A 25,472-nucleotide genomic window follows, 5' to 3' on the forward strand; every position below is an offset into this window, starting at 1 on the left:
AGGATGCGTAGTCAGTAGTCGGCAATTCTAAAAAATGAAATGCTGTTTTTATTTTTAATGAAAAGTGCATTTCATTTTCCAATGCTGAGCACAGTGCGCGCCAGTTCTCATGAATTCAGATGATTCAGACACTTACCGCTAATCGGGAAACAGTCCGAAAAAGCAGAAATAAAATTTGCTTGAACGATTCACCGTTTTTTTCAGCGGAATAAGTATGCCAGGATAATTGCGTTATAAGGTCTTTCTTAAACCCGTTCATATATCACAAAAGGATTGTTCGATGTCCAACAATGGCTCGTCACCGCTGGTGCTTTGGTATAACCAACTCGGCATGAATGATGTAGACAGAGTTGGAGGCAAAAATGCCTCCCTGGGTGAAATGATCACCAATCTGTCCGGTATGGGTGTTTCCGTACCGAACGGATTCGCCACCACCGCCGATGCCTTTAATCTGTTTCTTGATCAAAGCGGCGTAAACCAACGTATCTATGATCTGCTGGATAAAACGGATATTGATGACGTGGGCGAACTGGCGAAAGCAGGCGCGCAAATTCGGGCGTGGATCATCGACACACCTTTCCAGCCGGAACTGGAACAGGCCATTCACGAGGCCTATAACCAGCTGTCTGCTGACGACGCAGAAGCCTCCTTTGCGGTGCGCTCCTCCGCCACCGCAGAAGACATGCCGGATGCCTCTTTTGCCGGTCAGCAGGAAACCTTCCTTAACGTGCAGGGCTACGATGCCGTGCTGGTGGCGGTGAAGCATGTTTTTGCCTCACTGTTTAACGACCGCGCCATTTCTTACCGCGTGCATCAGGGCTATGACCACCGTGGCGTGGCGCTGTCGGCGGGCGTACAGCGTATGGTGCGTTCCGATCTGGCGTCCTCCGGCGTTATGTTCTCCATTGATACTGAATCCGGCTTCGATCAGGTGGTGTTTATCACTTCTGCATGGGGACTCGGCGAGATGGTGGTGCAGGGCGCGGTCAACCCTGACGAGTTTTATGTGCACAAACCAACGCTGGAAGCCGGGCGTCCGTCCATCGTCCGCCGCACCATGGGCTCGAAAAAAATCCGCATGATCTATGCCCCGACCCAGGAGCACGGCAAGCAGGTGCGCATTGAAGATGTGCCGGAAGCCGACCGCGACATCTTCTCGCTGACCGATGAAGAAGTGCAGGAGCTGGCGAAACAGGCGGTGCAGATCGAGAAACACTACGGTCGTCCGATGGATATTGAATGGGCGAAAGACGGTCATACCGGCAAACTCTTTATCGTGCAGGCGCGTCCGGAAACCGTGCGTTCACGCGGTCAGGTCATGGAGCGTTATACCCTGCATGACCAGGGCAAAATCATCGCTGAAGGGCGTGCAATTGGCCACCGCATTGGCGCGGGTCCGGTAAAAGTGATCCACGACATCAGCGAGATGAACCGAATTGAGCCAGGGGACGTGCTGGTCACCGACATGACCGACCCGGACTGGGAGCCGATCATGAAAAAAGCGGCGGCCATCGTCACCAACCGTGGCGGACGCACCTGTCACGCGGCGATCATCGCCCGTGAACTGGGCATTCCGGCAGTGGTGGGCTGCGGCGATGCCACCGAGCGCATGAAGGATGACGAAAAAGTCACCGTTTCCTGCGCCGAAGGTGATACCGGTTACGTCTATGCCGAGATGCTCGATTTCAGCGTGAAAAGCTCCAGCGTCGACACCATGCCGGATCTGCCTCTGAAAATCATGATGAACGTCGGCAACCCGGATCGCGCTTTTGACTTCGCCTGCCTGCCCAATGAAGGCGTGGGTCTTGCGCGCCTGGAATTCATCATCAACCGTATGATCGGCGTGCATCCACGCGCGCTGCTGGAGTTTGACGATCAGGACCCGGCGCTGCAAAAAGAGATCCGTGCGCTGATGAAAGGTTACGATTCGCCGAAAGACTTTTACGTTGGACGTCTGAGCGAAGGCATCGCAACCCTGGGGGCAGCGTTTTACCCGAAACGCGTGATTGTGCGTCTGTCTGATTTTAAATCGAACGAATACGCCAACCTGGTGGGCGGCGAGCGTTACGAGCCGGAAGAAGAAAACCCGATGCTTGGCTTCCGCGGCGCGGGGCGTTACGTGGCCGACAGCTTCCGCGACTGCTTCGCGCTGGAGTGCGACGCGGTGAAATACGTACGTAACGAAATGGGCCTGACCAACGTCGAGATCATGATCCCCTTTGTGCGCACCGTGGCGCAGGCGAAAGCGGTCATTGAGGAGCTGGAGCGTCAGGGGCTTAAGCGCGGCGAAAACGGGCTGAAAGTGATCATGATGTGCGAAATTCCGTCCAACGCCCTGCTGGCAGAGCAGTTCCTCAAGTATTTCGACGGGTTCTCCATCGGCTCCAACGATATGACGCAGCTGGCGCTGGGCCTCGACCGCGATTCCGGCGTGGTTTCTGAACTCTTCGACGAACGTAACGACGCGGTAAAAGCGCTGCTTTCCATGGCGATCCGCGCGGCGAAGAAACAGGGTAAATACGTGGGCATCTGCGGCCAGGGGCCGTCCGATCATGAAGATTTTGCCGCCTGGCTGATGGAGGAGGGAATTGACAGTCTTTCTCTGAATCCGGATACCGTGGTACAAACCTGGCTAAGTCTTGCCGAGCTGAAAAAATAATTAACCTGCCATCGTCCCCGGAATTATCCGGGGATTTTTTTATCTTTAAAACGCCGTTTTAAGGATAAAAAAAAGCCCATCGTGGGAGATGGGCAAAGACTACACACAGCAATTCGTTGTTTCACTCAGGGGATTTCCATGCTTATAAATCAATGCGTTGATTTATAACCGTGACCTAATAGTAGGCATGACGAATTTTTGCGTCGATCAGATTCGTCTCAATAGTTAAATAAGCGTAAAGAATTTGCGACAGATAAACGCCATGGCATGGGGAAAGTACCAGGAATATTCGCAGACGTAGTGGGAATTGATTAGCAGCACTTAATTATCGGCGGGTTTCCCCGCCGAATGATTATTTTTTATTCGCTTCTATGTCTTCGACAGGCTGCGCCGGAACGTCTACCGGTGCGGGCACTTCTTTTACCCAGGCATCAAACAGACGCCAGCTCACCGCCAGCAGCACCGGGCCGATAAACAGGCCAATCATGCCAAAGGCGATAAGCCCGCCGATAACGCCGGATAAAATCAGGATCAGCGGCAGGTCTGCGCCCATACGGATCAGCACCGGACGAATCACGTTATCCAGCGTACCCACCACGCAGCTCCACACCAGCAGCACCGTGCCCCAGGTGGTGTCGCCGCTCCAGTAGAGCCAGATAATCGCCGGGATCAGCACCGGCAGCGGGCCAAGCTGGATAAGGCACGACATGATCATCACCACGGTGAACAGCGTGGCATAAGGCACGCCCGCCACGGCAAGCCCGATGCCGCCGAGGATCGCCTGCACCAGCGCGGTGACCACCACCCCCAGCGCAACCGCACGGATCGCCTGTGCCGCCAGCAGCACCGCCGCGTCGCCACGGCTGGAGGCCAGCCGGGTGGCGAAATGACGGATACCGCGCGCCACCTGCTCGCCGCGCCAGTACAGCAGGGCGCTGAACAGCAGCATCAGCACACAGTGCATCAGGAAGCGGCCAATATGCGCCGCCTGGCCGACAAACCAGGTGGTGGTGGTGCCGATATAGGGGCGCACTTTCGCCATGATGGCGCTGCCGCCCATATCCAGCAGGTTATGCCATCCGGTATAAAGCTTATCGCCCACCAGCGGAACACTGTTAAGCCAGGCCAGATCGGGTAAGGTCATATCGCCTGCGGTTATGGCGTGGATCACCGGGCCGCTGCCGTCCACCAGACTGTTCACCAGCAGCGCAATGGGGATCACAAAGACAAGGATCAGGAACAGCGTCATCACCAGCACCGCCAGCGAGCGGCGGCCCAGCAAACGGCGTTGCAGGCGTAAAAAAAGCGGCCAGGTGGCGATCACAATGGTGCCCGCCCAGGCGAAACCCAGTACAAACGGCCATACGATCCACAAACAGGCGATAATCATCAGCGCTAAAAACAGCACCGACAGCAAAATTTGCGGTACATCCCTGGCCTGTCGAAAATTAACCATATTTTTCTTCATCCTGTTGGTGCGCCGGAAGCTGGCGCAAAAAATGTATTTCAGAATCTGCGAAATATCAGCGATTTCAGACAGCGAATTCTGCCTGTAATTCTGCCGCGCGTATAAGAAAAAAATGTGATACAACGATAAACGCGCAATGCAAACGATTAAATACTCACAACTCTAACAGTCAGGCAGGGTCAACAGTAATGATCCCACAGATTTCTCAGGCACCCGGCGTCGTTCAGCTGGTGCTGAATTTTTTACAGGCACTGGAGCAACAAGGTTTTACCGGAGACACCGCCACCAGTTATGCCGATCGGCTGACGATGGCGACCGATAACAGCATCTATCAACTCCTCCCTGATGCCGTGGTCTTCCCCCGATCAACCGCCGACGTCACGCTGATTGCGCGTATTGCCGCCGAACCGCGTTTCGAATCGCTGATCTTTACCCCGCGTGGCGGCGGCACCGGCACAAACGGCCAGGCGCTGAACGCCGGTATTGTGGTCGATATGTCGCGCTATATGAACCGCATCCTGGAAATCAACCCCGAAGAGGGCTGGGTGCGCGTCGAAGCCGGGGTAATTAAGGATCAGCTTAACCAGTATCTGAAACCTTACGGCTATTTCTTTGCGCCGGAACTCTCCACCAGTAACCGCGCCACGCTGGGCGGAATGATCAACACCGATGCATCCGGACAGGGATCGCTGGTGTACGGCAAAACCTCGGATCATACGCTGGGCGTGCGGGCGGTGCTGATGGGCGGCGATATTCTGGACACGCAGCCGGTATCGCTGGAGCTGGCGGAAACCCTCGGCGAGGTGCAGACCGCCATTGGCCGCATCTACAAAGCCGTTTATGAAAGCTGCCGGGATAACCGCCAGTTGATCATCGATAAATTTCCAAAACTGAACCGCTTCCTGACCGGCTACGATTTGCGTCACGTCTTTAACGACGAGATGACCCGTTTTGATTTAACCCGCATCCTGACCGGCTCCGAAGGCACGCTGGCGTTTATTACCGAAGCGCGGCTGGATATTACGCCATTGCCGAAAGTGCGCCGTCTGGTAAACATCAAATACGACTCCTTCAACTCAGCGCTGCGCAATGCGCCTTTTATGGTGGAAGCGCGGGCGCTGTCGGTGGAAACCGTCGACTCAAAAGTGCTCAATCTGGCGCGGGAAGATATCGTCTGGCATTCGGTGCATGAATTGATCACCGATGTGCCGGATAAAGAGATGCTGGGCCTGAACATTGTTGAGTTCGCCGGTGACGACGAAGCCCTGATCGACGGCCAGGTCAGCGATCTCTGTCAGCGGCTGGACAGCCTAATCGCCACAGAGCAGGGTGGGGTGATTGGCTGGCAGGTGTGCGGCGATCTGGCAGGCATTGAGCGTATCTACGCCATGCGTAAAAAAGCCGTCGGCCTGCTCGGTAACGCAAAGGGCGCGGCCAAGCCGATCCCCTTTGCGGAAGATACCTGCGTGCCGCCGGAGCATCTGGCGGATTACATCGTCGAATTCCGCGCGCTGCTGGACAGCCACGGACTGAGCTACGGCATGTTCGGACATGTGGATGCCGGTGTACTGCACGTGCGTCCGGCGCTGGACATGTGCGATCCGCAGCAGGAGATGTTGATGAAGCAGATCTCCGACGAGGTCGTGGCGCTGACCGCGAAATACGGCGGCCTGCTGTGGGGCGAGCATGGCAAAGGCTTCCGCGCCGAATACAGCCCGGCGTTTTTTGGCGAACAGCTGTTCGGCGAACTGCGCAAAATCAAAGCGGCCTTTGATCCCCATAACCGCCTGAACCCGGGAAAAATCTGTCCGCCTGCGGGCGTTGACGCGCCCATGATGCAGGTGGACGCGGTAAAACGCGGCACTTTTGATCGCCAGATCCCCATTGCCGTACGTGCTTCCTGGCGCGGCGCGATGGAGTGTAACGGTAACGGTCTGTGCTTTAACTTTGATGTCAAAAGCCCGATGTGCCCGTCAATGAAGATCACCAGCAACCGTATTCATTCGCCGAAAGGCCGCGCCACCCTGGTGCGTGAATGGCTGCGTCTGCTGGCGGATCGCGGCGTCGATCCGCTGAAGCTGGAAAAAGAGCTGGCGGAAAGTCGCGTCAGCCTGCGGGGACTTATCGAACGAACGCGCAATAGCTGGCATGCGCGCAAGGGCGAATATGACTTTTCTCATGAAGTGAAAGAGGCGATGTCCGGCTGTCTGGCCTGTAAAGCCTGCTCGACTCAGTGTCCGATTAAAATCGATGTGCCGGAGTTCCGCTCCCGCTTCCTGCAACTTTATCACACCCGCTATCTCCGCCCGCTGCGCGATCACCTGGTCGCCTCGGTGGAAAGCTATGCACCGCTGATGGCCCGCGCGCCGAAGACCTTCAACTTCTTCCTGCGCCAGCCCTGGCTGCGCACGCTGTCGGAAAAACGCATCGGCATGGTGGATTTGCCGCTCCTGTCGGTGCCGTCGCTGCAACAGCAGCTGGTGGGGCACCGCACCGCCAATATGACGCTGGAAAATCTGGAACAGTTAAGCGACGAACAAAAAGCCCGCACGGTGCTGGTGGTGCAGGATCCCTTTACCAGCTATTACGATGCGCAGGTGGTGAGCGATTTTGTGCGGCTGGCAGAAAAACTGGGCTACCAGCCGGTGATCCTGCCATTCTCGCCAAACGGCAAAGCGCAGCATATCAAGGGCTTCCTGATGCGCTTTGCGAAAACAGCGCAGAAAACCTCAGACTTCCTGACGCGCATTGCGCAACTGGGGATGCCGATGGTGGGGGTCGATCCGGCGCTGGTGCTGTGCTATCGCGATGAATATAAACAAACGCTGGGCGACAAACGCGGCGAGTTTAACGTGCAGCTGGTGCATGAGTGGCTGCCGGCGGTGCTGGAAAACGTCGAGCCGCGCGTGGTCAGCGGCGAGGCCTGGTATCTGTTCGGCCACTGCACCGAAGTCACCGCGCTGCCGGGGACGCCGGGGCAGTGGGCATCTATCTTTGCCCGTTTCGGCGCGAAACTGGAAAACATCAGCGTCGGTTGCTGCGGCATGGCGGGCACCTACGGCCATGAAGTTAAAAATCACGCCAGTTCGCTGGGGATTTATGAGCTGTCGTGGCATCAGGCGATGCAACGTCTGCCGCGTAATCGCTGTCTGGCGACCGGCTATTCCTGCCGGAGTCAGGTTAAGCGTATTGAGGGCAGCGGGGTACGCCATCCGTTACAGGCTTTACTGGAGATAATTGGATGATCTGGAAACGTGAAGCGACGCTGGAGGCGTTAAACGCCATGAGCGAAGGGAATATGGTCGGGCTGCTGGATATACGATTTGAGCGTATCACTGCTGACAGTCTCGAGGCGACGATGCCGGTGGACAGCCGCACGCATCAGCCATTTGGCCTGCTGCACGGCGGCGCCTCTGTGGTGCTGGCGGAAACGCTTGGCTCGGTGGCGGGCTATCTGTGCAGCGAGGGCGAACAAAATGTGGTGGGGCTGGAAGTGAATGCCAACCATATCCGCGCGGTGCGCAGCGGCCGTGTGCGCGGCGTCTGTACCGCTCTGCATACGGGGGGACGTCATCAGGTCTGGCAGATCCACATTTACGATGAACAGAACCGCCTGTGCTGCGCCTCCCGCCTCACCACCGCCATTATCTAATCCTCTGGGCGGTTGTAGACGCAGCCGCCCACTCCAATCTATCCATCGCGTGATAATTTCGTAGTGTGATATAGTGCGCAATATTGAATCTCTGAGTGGCAGTGTTGTCTAACCCAGAGACGGTAACGCATATAAGCCTGGAAATAAGAATCGTGGTTTCCTTGCGCGCTACTTAATGTGTGTTTTTCAGGTAATCTTGTAATGCGTACTTCCTTAAAGCTCTCTTTTCTTCACCCACGCCACTGGTTTACATGGTTTGGTCTTGGCGTTCTCTGGCTGCTGGTGCAGTTACCCTATCCACTGATCGCTCGTCTCGGTACCTCGCTCGGTACGCTGGCGCGTCCCTTTCTGAAACGCCGTGAAAGCATCGCCCGCCGCAATCTGGAACTCTGTTTTCCGGAGATGGATCCGCTGGTGCGCGAAGTCTTAATCGAAAATAATTTCCGCTCGCTGGGCATGGGGCTGCTGGAAACCGGCATGGCCTGGTTCTGGCCGGACGAGCGCGTGCGTCGCTGGTTTGATGTTGAGGGTTATCAGCATCTGCAGGATGCGCAGGCAAAACAGAAAGGCGTGATGGTTATCGGCGTGCATTTTATGTCGCTGGAGCTGGGCGGTCGGGTGATGGGCCTGTGCCAGCCAATGATGGCGACCTATCGTCCGCATAACAATCCGCTGATGGAGTGGGTGCAGACCCGGGGCCGGATGCGTTCCAATAAATCGATGATCGACCGCCGTAACCTGAAAGGGCTGGTCAACGCGCTGAAAAAGGGTGAAGCCGTATGGTTTGCCCCGGACCAGGATTATGGTCGCAAGGGCAGCACCTTCGCGCCGTTCTTTGACGTTAACGCCGCCACCACCAACGGTACCTATGTGCTGTCGCGTCTGTCCGGCTCTGTGATGTTGACGGTGACGATGGTGCGCAAGCCTGACCGTTCAGGATATTCATTATTTATCGGCCCCGAGCTGACCGATTACCCAAAAGAAAATGAATTCGAAGCCGCCAGCTACATGAACAGGGTTGTCGAGCGTGAGATTTTACGCGCCCCCGACCAGTACCTGTGGGTGCACCGCCGCTTCAAAACCCGCCCGATGGGCGAGTCTTCACTGTATCGTTAAGCTTCGCTGTACGCCTGCCTTCCCTGGCAGGCGCTGACCCTTTTATTTTACCGTTACGATAACTTATTGATTTTTCGATGAGTGATTTGTTACATGTAAAAAAGGGTATTTTATGAGAAAGGAGTGCTTTAACTCAAAAATACAATGGGTTGGCGTGATACTATTGCTGTTCACTGCCGTACAGGCAGCTTAGAAATGCTGCGCTTTATTGGATACGACAAAGTGCAAGTGCACTGCCGTACAGGCAGCCTCAAAATAAAGCCCGTGCAATCACATCACCGTAATAGTTCCGCAGCTACAAAAAGCCCAGGCCCAATTTTGTCGGGTGGCGCTTCGCTTACCCGACCTACCGCAACTGACCCGGCCTGCAATGACAAACTGCGTCTCATGGGCATACTGCCCGCATCATTTGTCACGTTTATATTACAGAATTGTTATAAAATCCTATCTGATAAATAGGCATTGCCTATGCATGTTTCATTTCTCCAGGGTGTGTTAAAGACCACCGCATAAAAATATTTTATATTCAAATGCTTAGTTATCGCAGACCTTTCCGGTTAACCCGGTTGTGAGGGTCTATGCTTAATAGAACTGTGCAAAAAGAGCGCTTCAGGGAATAACCCTTTGGAATAGAGGTTGAAGTGATAATCATTATCACTAACATAGCGTTATGCCCTATGGCGCAATCACGTGAGGTAGACCTATGGAATTGCAAGCAGGAACCTTCGACCCCAACGATCCCGGTTGGCAGGGCCTGACATTAACGCCAGCCGCCGCGAAGCATATCCGCGCGCTGGTGGAAAAGCAGCCAGAGCTGCTCGGCGTACGTCTGGGTATCAAACAGACCGGTTGTGCCGGTTTTGGTTATGTTCTTGATACGGTTTTCGATCCGGTGGCAGACGATCTGCTGTTCGAGTTCGACGGCGCGCGTCTCTACGTGCCGCTTCAGGCGATGCCCTTTATTGACGGCACCGAAGTGGACTATGTGCGCGAAGGACTGAATCAGATTTTCAAATTCAATAACCCGAAAGCGCAGCACGAATGCGGCTGCGGCGAAAGCTTTGGGGTATAGGCGGTACTATGTCTCGTAATACTGAAGCGACTGACGATGTCAAAACCTGGTCCGGCCCGCTGAATTACAAAGAGGGCTTCTTCACCCGGTTACAGACGGACGAAATGGCTCACGGCATCAATGAAGATGTCGTGCGGGCGATCTCGGCCAAACGCAACGAACCTGAATGGATGCTGGAGTTCCGCCTGAAGGCCTATCATGCCTGGCTGGAAATGGAAGAACCGCACTGGCTTAAAGCCCATTACGACAAGCTGGATTACCAGGATTACAGCTACTACTCCGCGCCATCCTGCGGCAACTGCGACGACACCTGCGCCTCGCAGCCGGGCGCGGTACAGCAAACCGGCGCCGGCAGCTATCTGACCGACGAAGTGGAAGAGGCTTTTAATCAGCTGGGCGTACCGGTGCGTGAAGGGCGCGAAGTGGCGATGGACGCCATTTTTGACTCGGTGTCCGTGGCCACCACCTATCGTGAAAAGCTCGCTGAGCACGGCGTGATCTTCAGCTCCTTCGGGGAGGCGATCCACGATCATCCGGAGCTGGTGCAGAAGTATCTCGGCACCGTGGTGCCGTCGAACGATAACTTCTTTGCGGCGCTCAATGCGGCGGTCGCCTCGGACGGCACCTTTATCTACATCCCGAAAGGGGTGCGCTGTCCGATGGAGCTGTCCACCTATTTCCGTATCAACGCGGAAAAAACCGGCCAGTTCGAGCGCACCATTTTGATCGCCGATGAAGGCAGCTACGTCAGCTATATCGAAGGCTGCTCCGCGCCGGTGCGCGACAGCTACCAGCTGCATGCGGCGGTGGTGGAAGTGATCATTCACAAAGATGCGGAAGTGAAGTACTCCACCGTGCAGAACTGGTTCCCCGGCGATAACAATACCGGCGGTATTCTGAACTTCGTCACCAAGCGTGCGCTGTGTGAAGGCGAAAACAGCAAAATGTCCTGGACGCAGTCGGAAACCGGGTCGGCCATCACCTGGAAATACCCGAGCTGCATTCTGCGCGGCGACAACTCCATCGGCGAGTTCTACTCGGTGGCGCTGACCAGCGGGCATCAGCAGGCGGATACCGGCACCAAGATGATCCACATCGGCAAGAACACCCGTTCGACCATTATCTCGAAAGGGATCTCCGCCGGGAAAAGTCAGAACAGCTATCGCGGGCTGGTAAAAATCATGCCGACCGCCACTAACGCGCGTAACTTTACCCAGTGTGACTCGATGCTGATTGGCCCGGACTGCGGCGCTCACACCTTCCCGTATGTGGAATGCCGCAATAACAGCGCGCAGCTGGAGCACGAAGCTACCACCTCGCGTATCGGCGAAGATCAGCTGTTCTACTGCCTGCAACGCGGCATCAGCGAAGAAGATGCGATCTCGATGATCGTCAACGGCTTCTGTAAGGATGTTTTCTCCGAGCTGCCGCTGGAGTTTGCCGTTGAAGCCCAGAAATTACTCGCCATCAGCCTTGAGCACAGCGTCGGTTAAGGAAATTACATGTTAAGCATTAAAGATTTGCAGGTTGCCGTTGAAGAGAAAGAGATCCTGCGCGGTCTGAACCTGGAAGTGCGTCCTGGTGAAGTGCACGCCATTATGGGGCCAAACGGCTCCGGGAAAAGTACGCTCTCAGCAACCCTTGCCGGGCGCGAAGATTATGAAGTGACCGGTGGTTCAGTGCAGTTCCACGGCAAAGATCTGCTGGAGCTGTCGCCGGAAGAGCGCGCGGGCGAAGGCATCTTTATGGCGTTCCAGTATCCGGTGGAAATCCCCGGCGTCAGCAACCAGTTCTTCCTGCAAACCGCGCTCAACGCCGTGCGCAAATATCGCGGGCTGGATGAGTTAGATCGTTTTGACTTCCAGGATCTGATGGAAGAGAAAATCAAGCTACTGAAAATGCCCGAAGATCTGCTGACGCGCTCAGTTAACGTCGGTTTCTCCGGCGGCGAGAAAAAGCGTAACGACATTCTGCAAATGGCGGTGCTGGAGCCGGAACTGTGCATTCTCGATGAAACGGACTCCGGCCTGGATATCGATGCGCTGAAAATCGTTGCCGAAGGGGTGAACTCCCTGCGCGACGAAAAGCGCGCCTTTATCATCGTCACGCACTACCAGCGCATTCTGGATTACATCAAGCCCGACTTTGTGCACGTGCTGTACCAGGGCCGCATTGTGAAATCCGGTGATTTTACGCTGGTGAAACAACTGGAGGAGCAGGGCTATGGCTGGCTTACCGAACAGCAGTAACGCGCTGCAACAGTGGCATCATCTGTTTGAAACCGAGGGCAGCGCGCGTTCGGAACAGGCGCAGCAGCATCTGCAACAGGTGCTGCGTTTAGGGCTGCCGACGCGTAAGCACGAAAACTGGAAATACACGCCGCTGGAAGGGCTGCTCAGCAGCCACTTTGTCAGCACGCAGACCCGGTTATCCGCCGCACAGCGTGACGCGCTGGCTCTGCCGGTGGACGCGGTGCGACTGGTGTTTGTCGACGGGCGCTTTGACGCCGAACTCAGCGACAGTACCGAAAACAGCGGCTTTGTGGTCAGCATTAACGACGAGCGCGCCGCGCTGCCCGCGCCGGTACAGCCGGAAGTGTTTCTGCATCTGACGGAAAGCCTGGCGCACAGCGTCACCCATATCCGCGTGGTGCGCAACCAGCGTCCGGCGAAGCCGCTGCTGCTGATGCATATCACCCAGGGACTGGCGGGCGAGGAGATGAACACCGCCCACTATCGCCATCATCTGGATCTGGAGCAGGGCGCAGAGGCGACGGTCTATGAGCATTACGTCAGCCTGAACGATCAGCGGCATTTTACCGGCTCGCGTCTGACCATGAACGTGGCGGCCAATGCGCAGTTGCATCACGCGAAGCTGGCGTTTGAAAATCCGCAGAGCTACCACTTTGCGCATAACGATATTCTGCTGGCCGCCGATGCCGCCGCGCACAGCCACAGTTTTCTGCTCGGCGGGGCGGTGCTGCGTCACAACACCAGCATGGCGCTGAACGGCGAAAACACCACGCTGCGCGTGAACAGCCTGGTGATGCCGGTGAACAGTGAAGTGTGCGACACCCGTACCTGGCTTGCCCATAACAAGGGCTACTGCAACAGCCGTCAGCTGCACAAAACCATCGTCTCTGACAAAGGCCGGGCCGTATTCAACGGGCTGATTAACGTGGCGCAGCATGCCATCAAAACCGACGGGCAGATGACCAACAACAATCTGCTGCTTGGCCGTCTGTCGGAAGTGGATACCAAACCGCAGCTTGAAATTTACGCCGATGACGTAAAATGCAGCCACGGCGCGACCATTGGCCGCATCGACGATGAACAAATGTTTTACCTGCGCTCGCGCGGCATTGATGAGAAGGCCGCGCAGCAAATGATCATCTACGCCTTTGCCGCTGAACTGACGGAAGCCATCAGCGACGAGGCGCTCAGGCATGAGGTACTGTCCCGTATCGGTCAGCGCCTGCCAGGGGGCATCGCATGAGTTTTTCCGTTGAGCGCGTACGGGCGGATTTTCCGGTTCTGACGCGTGAAGTGAATGGCCAGCCGCTGGCGTATCTCGACAGCGCCGCCAGCGCACAAAAACCCAATCAGGTGATTGATGCCGAAGCGGAGTTTTATCGTCACGGCTACGCTGCCGTGCACCGCGGCATTCATACCCTGAGTGCCGAAGCCACCCAGCGCATGGAAAACGTGCGCACCCAGGCGTCACGGTTTATCAACGCCCGTACGCCGGAAGAGCTGGTGTTCGTGCGCGGCACCACTGAAGGCATCAACCTCGTCGCCAACAGCTGGGGCAACAGCAATGTGGCGGCGGGTGACAACATCATCATTACCGCCATGGAGCATCACGCCAATATCGTGCCCTGGCAGATGCTGTGTGAACGCACCGGCGCTGAACTGCGCGTGATCCCGATTAATCAGGACGGTACCCTGCAACTGGACGCCCTTGCCGGGCTGCTCGATGACCGCACGCGGCTGGTGGCGGTGACGCACGTCTCTAACGTGCTCGGCACCGAGAATCCGCTGGCGGCGATCATCGCACAGGCGCATCAACAGGGCGCAAAAGTGCTGGTGGACGGCGCGCAGGCGGTGATGCATCACGCGGTGGACGTGCAGGCGCTGGACTGCGATTTTTACGTCTTCTCCGCCCATAAACTGTATGGCCCGACCGGTATCGGCATTCTTTATGTAAAAGAGGCGATCCTGCAGGCGATGCCGCCGTGGGAAGGGGGCGGGGCGATGATCGCCACCGTCAGCCTGACGGAAGGCACCACCTGGGCGAAAGCGCCGTGGCGCTTCGAGGCGGGCACGCCGAATACCGGGGCGATTATCGGTTTTGGTGCCGCTATTGAGTACGTCACTGCGCTGGGACTGGACGCCATTGCCGAACACGAACGCGGACTGATGCGTTATGCGCTTAACGCGCTGGCGGAGGTCCCGGATCTGACGCTTTACGGCCCGGCGGATCGTCTGGGGGTTATCGCCTTTAATCTGGGGAAACATCACGCCTATGACGTGGGCAGTTTTCTCGATAATTACGGCGTCGCGGTGCGTACCGGACATCACTGCGCGATGCCGCTGATGGCGTTTTACAATGTGCCGGCCATGTGCCGCGCGTCGCTGGTGATGTACAACACGCAAGAAGAAGTGGATCGTCTGGTAGCCGGACTGAAACGCATTCATCAGTTATTAGGCTGACAGGGGGACGAGATGGCCGCTTTACCCGATAAAGAAAAACTGTTGCGCAACTTTACCCGTTGCGCCAACTGGGAAGAGAAGTATCTCTACATCATTGAACTGGGCCAGCGCCTGCCGGAACTGGCAGCGGAGGCGCACAGCCCGGAAAATGTTATTCAGGGCTGCCAGAGTCAGGTATGGATCGTCATGCAGCGCCGGGATGATGGCGTGATTGAACTCCAGGGCGATAGCGATGCTGCCATCGTCAAGGGGCTGATTGCGGTGGTGTTTATTCTGTATCAGCAGATGACCGAGCAGGATATCGTCGCCTTTGACGTGCGCCCGTGGTTTGAAAAGATGTCTCTCGCCCAGCATTTAACGCCTTCCCGCTCGCAGGGTCTGGAAGCAATGATCCGCGCAATACGTACGAAAGCAGCAAACATTAGCTAAACTCAAAAGACAGCGACTATCCTGTTATGCGGGGCAGATTTCTGCCTCGCTGGTTTATCAGCCTTCTGGCGCACTGCCAGTGATTACAGGAGTTTAAGCATGAAGCGCGCGTCTCTAATAACATTAAGCCTTATCGGCGCTTACAGCGTCATTCAGAGTGCCTGGGCGGCCGATTATCCATTACCGCCGGCGGGCAGTCGTCTCATCGGTCAGAATCAGACTTATGTCGTGCAACCTCAGGATCGTAATTTGCAGGCCATCGGCCGTCATTTTGACACCGGCGCGATGCTGCTCGTCGAAGCCAACGATACCATGGCGCCTGTCCCCGCCCCTGGCACAACCCTGACCATTCCAACGCAGATGCTGCTGCCGGACAGCCCGCGGGAGGGGATCATCGTCAACCTGGCGGAGCTGCGTCTCTATTTTTATCCGCCGGGAAAAGACATTGTGCAGGTCTTCCCCATTGGTATCGGCCAGCAGGGGCTGGAAACGCCCATCGCCGAGACACGCGTCAGCCAGAAGATCCCCAATCCTACCTGGACGCCGCCTGCGGGCATACGTGCGCGTTCTAAAGCGAAGGGCATTGAGTTGCCCGCCGTGGTGCCAGCAGGCCCTTATAACCCTCTGGGGCGCTATGCGCTGCGTCTTGGGCTGGGCAACGGCGAATATCTCATTCACGGCACCAACGCTCAGGACAGCGTAGGCCTGCGCGTCAGCTCCGGCTGTATTCGCATGGGCGCGCCGGATATCGAAGCGCTGTTCTCCCAGGTGAACACCGGGACGCCGGTGCGCATCATCAACGAACCGGTCAAATACTCCGTGGAGCCGGATGGCCGCCACTATATCGAAGTGCACCGCCCGCTGGCTTCCACCCTTGAGGAGAACACCCAGACGGTGCCGATCACGCTGACCGCCACCTTTAGCGATTTTATTCGTCAGGCGGGCGGGGATCAGACGGCGATTGATAAGGCAATGGTGCGCCGTGCCGGTTACCCGGTGGCGATCCCTGCCGCAAAGAACGCGCAGGCAAACCCGACAGCCGTACTGTCAGCAAAGAATGGTGATCCGGCGGTGGCGAACGAGAACGGGAAAGTGATGACGCAGTAACGGAAGGTAAATCGCAGGCAAAAAAAATGGCGCACAATGTGCGCCATTTTATTACAGGAACTCTTACTTACGGTAAGAGTGAGCCTGGTTGTCCAGACGCTGGTTAGCGCGAGCTGCGTCGTCTTTAGCAGCCTGAACGTCAGAACGGATTGCGTTCACGTCGTTGCTCAGCTGGTCAACTTTAGCGTTCAGAGTCTGAACGTCAGAAGACAGCTGATCGATTTTAGCATTGCTGGAGCAACCAGCCAGCAGAGTAGAACCCAGGATTACCGCGCCCAGTACCAGTTTAGTACGATTCATTATTAATACCCTCTAGATTGAGTTAATCTCCATGTAGCGTTACAAGTATTACACAAACTTTTTTATATTGAGAATATTTTTTTGTTGGGAATACCCTTAAATTTGACTGTTCGCTCAAAGAAACACCGACTTTGCGGGCGCACAGAAAAAAACTGTGTGAAAACAGACCGCTTTCATCGGATTCATCTTAGAAAAAAGTCAGTTAAATAGTGCATTTCGATTTGCACTTATTGAAAATCGTTATTGGATGAATAAAAAAAAGCGCCACAAGGGCGCTTTTTTAATCAGATTAATTTGTACGGCAATTATTACAGCACGTGCACAGAAGCAGTATTGGTTGTGCCGCTTGGAACCAGCGCGCCGGAAACCATTACCACAACTTCACCTTTCTGAGCCAGGCCGCTTTCCAGCGCCACTTCTTTACCCAGACGGTAGAAATCGTCCGTGGAGGAGATCTCTTTCACCAGCTGCGCGGTAACGCCTTTGCTGAGCACCAGCTGACGGGCAGTGACTTCGTTAGTGGTCAGCGCCAGGATGGTGGCATCCGGGAAGTATTTACGGATAGCGCGCGCAGATTTACCGCCCTGGGTCGCTACCACGATCAGCGGAGCAGCCAGTTTTTCGGCAGTTTCAACGGCACCACGGCACACGGCTTCGGTGATGCGCAGTTTACGGCTGTCGTTGGTAAACTCCAGACGGCTGGTCATCACGCGGTCAGTACGCTCGCAGATGGTCGCCATGATGGAGACGGCTTCCAGCGGGTATTTACCCTTGGCAGACTCACCAGACAGCATTACGGCATCGGTACCGTCCAGGATGGCGTTAGCCACGTCGCCTGCTTCCGCACGGGTCGGACGCGGGTTTTTGATCATGGAATCCAGCATCTGGGTCGCGGTGATCACCACTTTACGGGCGCGGATACATTTTTCGATCATCATCTTCTGCGCGAAGATCACTTCTTCAACCGGGATCTCAACGCCCAGGTCGCCACGCGCAACCATGATGCCGTCAGAGGCTTCGAGGATTTCGTCGAAGTTGTTCAGGCCTTCCTGGTTTTCGATTTTGGAGATGATCTGGATGTGCTCGCCGCCGTGCGCTTTCAGGTGCTCACGGATTTCCACCACGTCAGAACGCTTACGGATAAAGGATGCCGCAACGAAGTCAACGCCTTGCTCGCAGCCAAAGATCAGGTCTTGTTTGTCTTTTTCTGCCAGCGCAGGCAGGGCGATGGAAACGCCCGGCAGGTTAACGCCTTTGTTCTCGCCCAGGTCGCCGTTGTTCAGCACTTTACAGATAACTTTGTTGCCTTCGATGGCGGTCACTTCCATACCGATCAGACCATCGTCAACCAGTACGGTGTTGCCAACGGACAGGTCATTGGTGAAGCCTTCGTAAGTGACAGCAACGATATCGCTGTTACCCACAACGGTTTTGTCCGTGGTGAAAGTGAAGGTCTGACCTGCTTTCAGGGAGACGTCATTACCGCCTTCCAGCTTGATGGTACGGATTTCCGGACCTTTGGTGTCCAGCAGGATGGCGGCTTTCTTGCCGGTTTTGCTCATCACGTTGCGCAAGTTTTTGATGCGCTGACCGTGTTCAGCATAGTCGCCGTGAGAGAAGTTCAGACGCATCACGTTCATGCCGGCGTCCAGCATTTTGGTCAGCATCTCTTCTGATTCGGTTTTTGGGCCGATTGTGCAAACAATTTTGGTCTTTTTCATGACAGTCTTAGTCTTTAAGTTGAGAAGGATATGGAAATAACGCTCCGGGGGCGCACCGCCGCGGAGTCAAACCGGTGTTGCGAAAGTTTTGCGATGTCACGTCATAAGAATAGGTGACATCAAAAAAAGCGTGCAGAGGAATATGTGCTTGTGTATCAGCCCAGGGGGGAATGAGTCGCTGTGATAGTTGAATATTACAGTTCAATGAGCTGAAACCATTCAAGAGTCAATTGGCGCGCATTATACGATGAAAAACAGTCAAAAGGAAAATGAAAACAGCGTTTCAAAATGCATCTGTGCAGATTCACAACGAAGTGTTATCAAGGTGTTAAGTAAAGACAGAAATAATTTCAGGCACTTAATAAAATTAACAGGCCCGAGGGGGTAAAACCCGACGGGCCTGTTGCGCTCACCTTAAACTTTCACCAGCCTTGAGACCAGCGCCACGCCCACCATGGCGATGGCCACCACCACAAAAGCAGCGCTCAGGCTGCTGTGATGCGCAATCCCGCCGATACTTGCCGGGCCCGCCAGCACGCCCATGTAGCCGAGCGTAGTGACGGCAGGCACCGCCAGCACCTGCGGCATGGCTGTCTGACGTCCGATTGCCGAAAACATCACCGGCACGATGTTTGCGCAACCCAGACCGATCAGCGCGTAACCCGTCAGCGACAGCACCCAGGCATCAGACGCCACCGTCAGTAACAGGCCAGCGGCGGCCAGCAGCGCGCCGACAAAGACCACCGGCTGCTGGCCGAGACGGGCGACAACGCGGTCACCGGTTAATCGCCCCAGCGTCATGGTGGCGGCGAAGCAGGCAAAACCCAGCCCGCCGCGTGCTTCCGGCAGCCCGCGGTATTCGGTGAGGAACACCGCGCTCCAGTCCAGCACCGCCCCTTCCGCCAGAAACACCACGAAGCAGATACCGCCAAGCAGCAGCACGATACCGTGCGGCACCGCAAAGGCCGGACCTTCCTGCGGATTCGCGTAGCTGAGAAAACCGCGCACGCACACCAGCAGTAACGCTATCACGATAAGGGTGGTGGCAAGACTGGCCGCCTGGGCGGAAAGCCCCAGCGACATCATGCCGCTCATCGCACCGGCACCGGCAATCCCTCCCACGCTGTAAAAGCCGTGAAAACCGGACATCAGCGGACGGGGAGACGCTTTTTCGACAATGATCGCCTGTACGTTCATCGCGCAGTCAGTGGTGCCGATACCAATACCGAACAGCAGCAGCGCCAGCGCCAGCAGTCGCGCATCCTGGGTTATCGCCAGCAGCGGCAGAATGGCGCAGAAAATCAGCACCGACACCACCATAACCCGACGACAGCCAAAGCGGGCGGTCAGCGCGCCGGTAAGGGGCATAGCCACCAGCGCGCCGCCGCCGAGACACAGCAGCAGCAGGCCTAACGTGCCGTCGCTGACGCCGGTATTGTATTTGGCGAAGGGCACCAGCGCCGCCCAGGCCGCGGTGGCAAAGCCGGCCATAAAGAAGACAATGCGCGTTGCCCGTTGCTCGTTTCTGCCGGGCAGTGCGCGCGACGCACCGCCGGTAGCGGGTAATTCCAGGGCTGCGTTTTTATTGCTCATAGACATCCTGTAAAACCATCAGCTGTTAAGAATTTTCAGCGCTTCGTCATGCAGACGCGGGCAGCCGGACGCCAGAATGCGGCCACCGGCTTCCGGGCGATCGCCCGACAGCGTGGTTACTACGCCGCCCGCCTGTTCGACGATCGGAACGAAGGCCACAATATCGTAAGGTTGCAGGGCATATTCCAGACAAAGGTCGATTTGCCCGGCTGCCAGCATCGCCATCGCATAGCACTCACCGCCGTAGCGGGTCATCAGGGTCGCGCTGTGCAGCGCCGCAAAGTTGACGTCCGGGCTGTGGGCAATCGGCTCCGGAGAGGTGGTATGCAAAATCGCCTGGTTAAGCGACAGTCCTTTGCGGGTGGTCATGACACCGCTGCCCTGCGGACCGCTGCGCCAGGCCTGTTTCCCGTCCGCCCAGAAGCGTTCGCCGGTAAAGGGCTGGCCCATCATGCCCAGCTGACCGCGACCTTCCACCGTCAGGCCGATCAGCGTGCCCCACACCGGCAGACCGCACAGAAAGGGGCGGGTACCGTCCACCGGATCCAGCACCCATTGCAGCGGGCCGTCGCCGGTGGTCCCAAACTCTTCGCCCATGATGGAATGGGAAGGGTAGCGTTCGTTGATAATGGCGCGCATCACCCGCTCGGCTTCGCGATCGGCATCGGTTACCGGATCAAAACGAAAGCCCTCTTTGGGTTTGGAGCCGACATGCAGATTTAAGCCGGAACGAAAACGCGGCAGCGTCTCGTTATCGGCGGCATCGGCGAGTTCATGGAGGAAAGCGACATCGGGCAGGGAATAGTTCATGTTTCGATCCTTTTAAGCGTGAACAACGGCAGGGCGCAGAAAATCTTTCTGCTTGGTTGTGCTCGATTATGCGCGATCGTGTGCAAGAGTACAAATGGCTCTGCGTATTATTTTTGTTCAGCCGGCGAGGATCACGTCCAGTTTTTTACTGCGCAGCGCTTTCAGCGCCTGTTCGCTCACGGCGTCATCGATCACCAGCGTCGTGATCTCTTCGCTGGTGGCGACCTGATAACGGGCAAGAGTGGCGATTTTATCGGCGGTCAGGGTGACGATGATGTCGCTGCTGCGCGTCACCAGACATTTTTTGAATTCGGCATCGTCATACTCAAACACCGTCACGCCTTCGTCCGCGTCAAAAGCGCAGGCGCCAAGCAGACACTGATCGAAAAACATTTTTTCAATGTGGCGCAGGGTATCAATACCGGTCGCGCCGCCCGTCTCTTTATTGATCCGCCCGCCGGGGAAGATGATTTCCACCGCCTCGTGATGCATCAGTTCAGCGGCGATTAACGGGGAATTGGTGACGGCGGTAAGGATAATACCGGGAGGCAACTGGCGGGCGATGGCGAGATTTGTCGTCCCGGCATCAAAAAAAACGCAGCTTTCGGGTTTGATCAGCGATACCGCGCGGCGGGCGAGCTGTTCTTTTTTATCGCTGTTAAGGTTTTCGCGCTTCAGAAAATTACCGGAAGGGGGAAGCACGCTGACCGCGCCGCCATAAACACGCTTGCACAGGCCAAGATTCGCCAGCTCTTTAAGGTCGCGGCGAATAGTGTGTTCGGAGACGTTAAGCTCAGGCGCGAGCTGGGCGCACACGACTTTGCCGTTAAGGGCTAAAAGCTGCTTTATTTTTTCCTGACGCTGCTCGGGAAATTCGGCGTAATCAAACATAGTGGCCCACTGAAATCATCACAGGTACGCATAAGCGAGCATGATGGGATAAAGCGGTCAGGGAGTCAAACAGGAAGAAAAGGGAGAGTATTGCTGAATGGTGCGTCCGAGTGGACTCGAACCACCGACCCCCACCATGTCAAGGTGGTGCTCTAACCAACTGAGCTACGGACGCACTGTACAGAAAGAATGGTGCGTTCAATTGGACTCGAACCAACGACCCCCACCATGTCAAGGTGGTGCTCTAACCAACTGAGCTATGAACGCATTGTTGTGCTGACAACGGGGACGAATATTAGCGGCAGGGCGCGGCCGTGGCAAGCGGAAAAAAGCAATTTTCATTCTGATTTCACGCGATTGCGGAACAACTGCGCAAAATGTTGAGAAAGTAGCCGCCCGCAGGCGGCTACACTGTACTTAACGCGCCGCGCGGGCGAGGATCACCCCTGAAGGCTGACGTTGCAGGTAACGCATGCGCAGCATCATCAGGATGGCTGCCGAGGTCAGGCCGATGATAAAGCCCATCCAGAAACCGGCAGGACCCATGCGATCCACCACCAGATCGGTCAGCGCCAGCACATAGCCGCTCGGCAATCCGAGCACCCAGTAGGCGGTAAAGGTAATAAAGAAGATGGAGCGCGTATCTTTATAGCCACGCAGAATACCGCTGCCGACTACCTGGATGGAATCGGAAAGCTGATACACCGCCGCCATCAGCATTAACTGCGAGGCCAGATGCACCACTTCCGGATTGTCGTTATACAGCAGGGCAATATCTTCCCGCAGCGCGACGGTGAAGATCGCGGTGACGACCGCCATGCAGACGCCTACCGCCAGCCCGGTTCGCGCGGCGGTTTGCGCATCCAGCGTCGAGCCCTGGCCCAGGCGATAGCCCACGCGAATGGTGACCGCTGCCGCCAGCGACATCGGCAGGACGAACATCAGCGAGCTGAAGTTAAGGGCGATCTGGTGCCCGGCTACATCGACAATGCCAAGGGGCGACACCAGCAGCGCCACCACGGCGAACAGCGTCACCTCAAAGAACAGCGCGAGGGCGATGGGCAGCCCCAGTTGCGCCAGGCGCAGCAGCACGGCGGGATCCGGTTTGCCAAAACGCATATCGTTACGGATGTCGCGCATGGAGCGCGCGCGCTTAATGTAGGAGACCATGCAGACGAACATCATCCAGTACACCGTTGCCGTCGCCACGCCGCAGCCGACGCCGCCCATCTCAGGCATACCGAAATGACCATAAATCAGCACATAGTTGATGGGGATATTCACCAGCAGGCCGAGAAAACCAAACACCATGCCGGGCTTGGTTTTCGCCAGCCCTTCACACTGGTTACGCGCCACCTGGAAGAACAGATAGCCAGGCGCGCCCCACAGCAGGGCGCGCAGATAGCGCACCGCTTTGTCCGCCAGTTCGGGATCGATATTGTGCATCGCATGAATGATATGACCCGCGTTCCACAGCACGATCATGATCAGCACCGACACGCCGCCCGCCAGCCAGAAACCCTGGCGTACCTGGTGGGCAATACGGTCGCGGCGGCCGGAGCCGTTCAGTTGCGCAACCGTCGGCGTCAGCGCCAGCAGCAGCCCGTGACCAAAAAGAATGGCGGGCAGCCAGATAGAGGTACCAATAGCCACCGCCGCCATGTCGGTGGCGCTGTAGCCGCCCGCCATCACGGTATCGACGAAACCCATCGCGGTCTGGGCGATTTGCGCAATGATCACCGGGATCGCCAGTGCTAATAACTGACGCGCTTCAAGAAAGTACTTCTGCACGTGAACACCTGTTGAATTGTAGTTATATGAAAAACTGAATAGCCGCCGTTACTGGCAGCAAAAGATTTGCAGGAGAAATAACCAGTACATTGTAGCGGGGAACTGCGATTAATCCAGAGAAAAAACAGCGTAATAAGTCCCGAGACTGGCAACCTCATTTTTCACCTGTTATTGTGCTGGTATAAACACGGTTAACCGAATTAATGATACAGGAGCACCAGGCATGTTTACCGGTATTGTACAGGGCACGGCAAAAGTGGTGTCCATTGATGAGAAACCCAATTTCCGCACGCACGTCGTGGAGTTGCCAGACACCATGCTGGATGGCCTGGAGACGGGCGCGTCCGTGGCGCACAACGGTTGCTGCCTGACCGTAACGGAAATTAACGGCAATCATATCAGTTTCGACTTAATGAAAGAGACGCTGCGTATTACCAATCTCGGAGAATTAATCCCCGGTGATTATGTAAATGTCGAGCGTGCAGCGAAATTCAGCGATGAAATTGGCGGGCATTTAATGTCGGGGCATATTATCACTACCGCGGAAGTGGTTAAGATCCTGGCGTCAGAAAATAATCGTCAGATCTGGTTTAAAGTCCAGGATCCGACGCTGATGAAGTATATTCTTTATAAAGGATTTATCGGTATTGACGGTATTAGCCTGACGGTAGGCGAGGTGACGCCGACGCGCTTTTGCGTGCACCTGATCCCGGAAACGCTGGAGCGCACCACGCTCAGCAGCAAAAAACTGGGCAGCCGCGTCAATATCGAAATCGATCCCCAGACCCAGGCGGTGGTGGACACCGTCGAACGCGTGATGGCGGCCCGGGTGGTGGTGGTCGAGCGCGACGAGTAAATCCCACAAAAAACCCCGGCAAGCCGGGGTTTTTTATCAACGCGCCACGCGCAGGCCGTTTTCCACGCCCCGGCTGAACACCACCTGCCAGAGCTGAATATCCCGCGCGCGGAACGCCCCCGCACAGGCATTGAGATAGTAGCTGAACATCCTTCTGAAACGGTCTGAATAATTGCCGGCAATCTCCGGCCAGGCGGCCTGAAAACGGCTATGCCAGGCCATCAGCGTTTTATCATAATCCGAACCGAAGTTATGCCAGTCTTCCATCACAAAATGCGGCTCGCTGGCGGTGGCGATCTGCCGCACCGACGGCAGACAGCCGTTAGGGAAGATGTACTTATTGATCCAGGGATCGACGTGGTGGTCGGTTTTATTCGAGCCGATAGTGTGCAGTAAAAACAGGCCGTCAGGTTTCAGATTGCGATCGACAACCTCAAAATAGGTGGCGTAGTTTTTAGGACCAACGTGTTCGAACATGCCGACAGAGACGATGCGGTCAAACTGCTCGTTAAGATCGCGATAATCCTGGAGCAAAATAGTCACATCGAGATCCTGACAGCGTTCCTGCGCCATTTTTTGCTGTTCCGCAGAAATCGTCACGCCCACCACGCTGACGTCATAATGCTGCGCCATGTACTGCGCAAGCCCACCCCAGCCACAGCCGATGTCGAGCACACGCATTCCGGGCTGGAGCTGTAACTTTTCGCAAATCAGTTTTAGCTTGGCAAGCTGGGCGTCTGCCAGCGTCGTGGCATCCTTCCAGTAGGCGCAAGAGTATTGCATTTGCGGATCCAGCATGCGGCTGAACAGATCATTACCCAAATCGTAATGCTCTTTGCCGACGATCCATGCCCGGCGCTTGCTCTGCAAATTAAATAATCTGGCGCCCGCTATACGCAGCGTATCTTTGAGATGGTGCGGTAGCTGGTTTTCAAGACCGGCGCGCAGAACGTTGTTGAAGAAAATGTCCAGCCGCTCGCAATCCCACCAGCCGTCCATATAACTTTCACCCAGCCCCAGCGATCCTTCCTGCAGCACGCGTTTAAAAAAATGAGGATTTTTGACCTGAATATCTACCGGGGACGAACCGTTGATTGTGATCCCCGCCCGGCCAAGCAGTTCGCTTACGATACGAAACCAGTCATCATCCCGTATGTTAACGTCTTCTATGCACGATGAACTCATAGCTTCTCCATCACCTGTATGTGATCAGAACCTTCAAACAGCGTAGTCGCTTTTTAGGGTTTGTGAGAAATCTCACGGAATGGTCCGCGAGCCAGAAATCCGACGTAGAA

The 25,472-nt window shown here is 56.0% G+C and carries 21 protein-coding genes, 2 tRNA genes and 1 other RNA gene; 12 read left to right on the forward strand and 12 right to left on the reverse strand.

The window, feature by feature from the left end; all coding sequences use genetic code 11:
* Positions 1–280: 280 nt before the first annotated feature.
* Complete coding sequence (gene ppsA / locus BMF08_RS14620; protein WP_072568279.1) at positions 281–2,659, forward strand: phosphoenolpyruvate synthase; 2,379 nt, start codon at positions 281–283, stop codon at positions 2,657–2,659.
* A gap of 64 nt (positions 2,660–2,723) precedes the next feature.
* On the opposite strand, the gene rprA is transcribed toward ppsA, so the two are convergent.
* Positions 2,724–2,831, reverse strand: an RNA gene (rprA, locus tag BMF08_RS14625) — antisense sRNA RprA.
* Between the two features lie 180 nt (positions 2,832–3,011).
* Positions 3,012–4,115, reverse strand: coding sequence for an AI-2E family transporter YdiK (gene ydiK / locus BMF08_RS14630; RefSeq protein ID WP_072569438.1), 1,104 nt, complete (start codon positions 4,113–4,115; stop codon positions 3,012–3,014).
* Positions 4,116–4,315: 200 nt separating this feature from the next.
* On the opposite strand from ydiK, the gene ydiJ reads away from it, so the two are divergent.
* The 10 genes from ydiJ (at position 4,316) to ldtE (ending at position 16,215) form a co-directional block, all read left to right on the forward strand.
* Positions 4,316–7,372, forward strand: coding sequence for a D-2-hydroxyglutarate dehydrogenase YdiJ (gene ydiJ / locus BMF08_RS14635; RefSeq protein ID WP_072568280.1), 3,057 nt, complete (start codon positions 4,316–4,318; stop codon positions 7,370–7,372).
* Positions 7,369–7,779, forward strand: a complete 411-nt coding sequence (menI, locus tag BMF08_RS14640) for a 1,4-dihydroxy-2-naphthoyl-CoA hydrolase (RefSeq protein WP_072568281.1) — start codon at positions 7,369–7,371, stop codon at positions 7,777–7,779. Before ydiJ ends, menI begins: the two co-directional genes overlap by 4 nt.
* Before the next feature lie 201 nt (positions 7,780–7,980).
* Entirely contained in the window at positions 7,981–8,895 is a 915-nt protein-coding gene (gene lpxP, locus BMF08_RS14645) for a kdo(2)-lipid IV(A) palmitoleoyltransferase (RefSeq protein ID WP_072568282.1), read from the forward strand.
* Positions 8,896–9,598: 703 nt separating this feature from the next.
* A complete protein-coding gene (gene sufA / locus BMF08_RS14650) occupies positions 9,599–9,967 on the forward strand; it encodes a Fe-S cluster assembly scaffold SufA (protein WP_072568283.1) in 369 nt (122 codons plus the stop codon).
* An 8-nt stretch (positions 9,968–9,975) separates the two neighbouring features.
* Complete coding sequence (gene sufB, locus BMF08_RS14655) at positions 9,976–11,460, forward strand: Fe-S cluster assembly protein SufB (RefSeq protein ID WP_072568284.1); 1,485 nt, start codon at positions 9,976–9,978, stop codon at positions 11,458–11,460.
* A 9-nt stretch (positions 11,461–11,469) separates the two neighbouring features.
* On the forward strand, positions 11,470–12,216 hold the full coding sequence (gene sufC, locus BMF08_RS14660) for a Fe-S cluster assembly ATPase SufC (RefSeq protein WP_072568285.1): 747 nt from the start codon (positions 11,470–11,472) through the stop codon (positions 12,214–12,216).
* On the forward strand, positions 12,191–13,462 hold the full coding sequence (sufD, locus tag BMF08_RS14665; RefSeq protein ID WP_072568286.1) for a Fe-S cluster assembly protein SufD: 1,272 nt from the start codon (positions 12,191–12,193) through the stop codon (positions 13,460–13,462). Before sufC ends, sufD begins: the two co-directional genes overlap by 26 nt.
* Positions 13,459–14,679, forward strand: coding sequence for a cysteine desulfurase SufS (gene sufS, locus BMF08_RS14670; protein ID WP_072568287.1), 1,221 nt, complete (start codon positions 13,459–13,461; stop codon positions 14,677–14,679). The genes sufD and sufS overlap by 4 nt, the downstream gene beginning before the upstream one ends.
* Positions 14,680–14,691: 12 nt before the next feature.
* Complete coding sequence (gene sufE, locus BMF08_RS14675; protein WP_072568288.1) at positions 14,692–15,108, forward strand: cysteine desulfuration protein SufE; 417 nt, start codon at positions 14,692–14,694, stop codon at positions 15,106–15,108.
* A 99-nt stretch (positions 15,109–15,207) separates the two neighbouring features.
* A complete protein-coding gene (gene ldtE / locus BMF08_RS14680) occupies positions 15,208–16,215 on the forward strand; it encodes a L,D-transpeptidase LdtE (protein WP_072568289.1) in 1,008 nt (335 codons plus the stop codon).
* A gap of 63 nt (positions 16,216–16,278) precedes the next feature.
* On the opposite strand, the gene BMF08_RS14685 is transcribed toward ldtE, so the two are convergent.
* The 9 genes from BMF08_RS14685 to mdtK all read right to left on the reverse strand — a co-directional run bounded on the left by BMF08_RS14685 (position 16,279) and on the right by mdtK (position 23,321).
* Positions 16,279–16,515 carry a major outer membrane lipoprotein gene (locus tag BMF08_RS14685; RefSeq protein ID WP_007374746.1) on the reverse strand — a complete coding sequence of 79 codons (237 nt, stop codon included), beginning with the start codon at positions 16,513–16,515 and terminating at the stop codon, positions 16,279–16,281.
* Between the two features lie 308 nt (positions 16,516–16,823).
* Positions 16,824–18,236: a pyruvate kinase PykF gene (gene pykF / locus BMF08_RS14690; RefSeq protein WP_072568290.1), complete on the reverse strand. Its 1,413-nt coding sequence runs from the start codon at positions 18,234–18,236 to the stop codon at positions 16,824–16,826.
* Between the two features lie 7 nt (positions 18,237–18,243).
* The gene (gene ynhH, locus BMF08_RS21480) at positions 18,244–18,459 is read right to left on the reverse strand and encodes a protein YnhH (RefSeq protein WP_442778362.1); all 216 of its coding nucleotides are present in this window, start codon (positions 18,457–18,459) and stop codon (positions 18,244–18,246) included.
* Between the two features lie 191 nt (positions 18,460–18,650).
* A complete protein-coding gene (locus tag BMF08_RS14700; protein WP_072568291.1) occupies positions 18,651–19,829 on the reverse strand; it encodes an MFS transporter in 1,179 nt (392 codons plus the stop codon).
* An 18-nt stretch (positions 19,830–19,847) separates the two neighbouring features.
* Complete coding sequence (locus tag BMF08_RS14705) at positions 19,848–20,639, reverse strand: inositol monophosphatase family protein (RefSeq protein ID WP_072568292.1); 792 nt, start codon at positions 20,637–20,639, stop codon at positions 19,848–19,850.
* Between the two features lie 117 nt (positions 20,640–20,756).
* Entirely contained in the window at positions 20,757–21,530 is a 774-nt protein-coding gene (locus BMF08_RS14710; protein WP_072568293.1) for a DeoR/GlpR family DNA-binding transcription regulator, read from the reverse strand.
* Positions 21,531–21,628: 98 nt separating this feature from the next.
* Positions 21,629–21,705, reverse strand: a tRNA-Val gene (locus BMF08_RS14715).
* A gap of 15 nt (positions 21,706–21,720) precedes the next feature.
* A tRNA-Val gene (locus BMF08_RS14720) sits at positions 21,721–21,797 on the reverse strand.
* A 150-nt stretch (positions 21,798–21,947) separates the two neighbouring features.
* On the reverse strand, positions 21,948–23,321 hold the full coding sequence (mdtK, locus tag BMF08_RS14725; RefSeq protein ID WP_072568294.1) for an MdtK family multidrug efflux MATE transporter: 1,374 nt from the start codon (positions 23,319–23,321) through the stop codon (positions 21,948–21,950).
* Positions 23,322–23,544: 223 nt separating this feature from the next.
* On the opposite strand from mdtK, the gene BMF08_RS14730 reads away from it, so the two are divergent.
* The gene (locus tag BMF08_RS14730) at positions 23,545–24,177 is read left to right on the forward strand and encodes a riboflavin synthase subunit alpha (RefSeq protein ID WP_072568295.1); all 633 of its coding nucleotides are present in this window, start codon (positions 23,545–23,547) and stop codon (positions 24,175–24,177) included.
* A 36-nt stretch (positions 24,178–24,213) separates the two neighbouring features.
* On the opposite strand, the gene cfa is transcribed toward BMF08_RS14730, so the two are convergent.
* Entirely contained in the window at positions 24,214–25,362 is a 1,149-nt protein-coding gene (gene cfa, locus BMF08_RS14735) for a cyclopropane fatty acyl phospholipid synthase (RefSeq protein WP_072568296.1), read from the reverse strand.
* Positions 25,363–25,472: the final 110 nt, after the last annotated feature.

The sequence above is a fragment of the Enterobacter sp. SA187 genome, from assembly GCF_001888805.2.
Lineage (GTDB): Bacteria > Pseudomonadota > Gammaproteobacteria > Enterobacterales > Enterobacteriaceae > Enterobacter_D.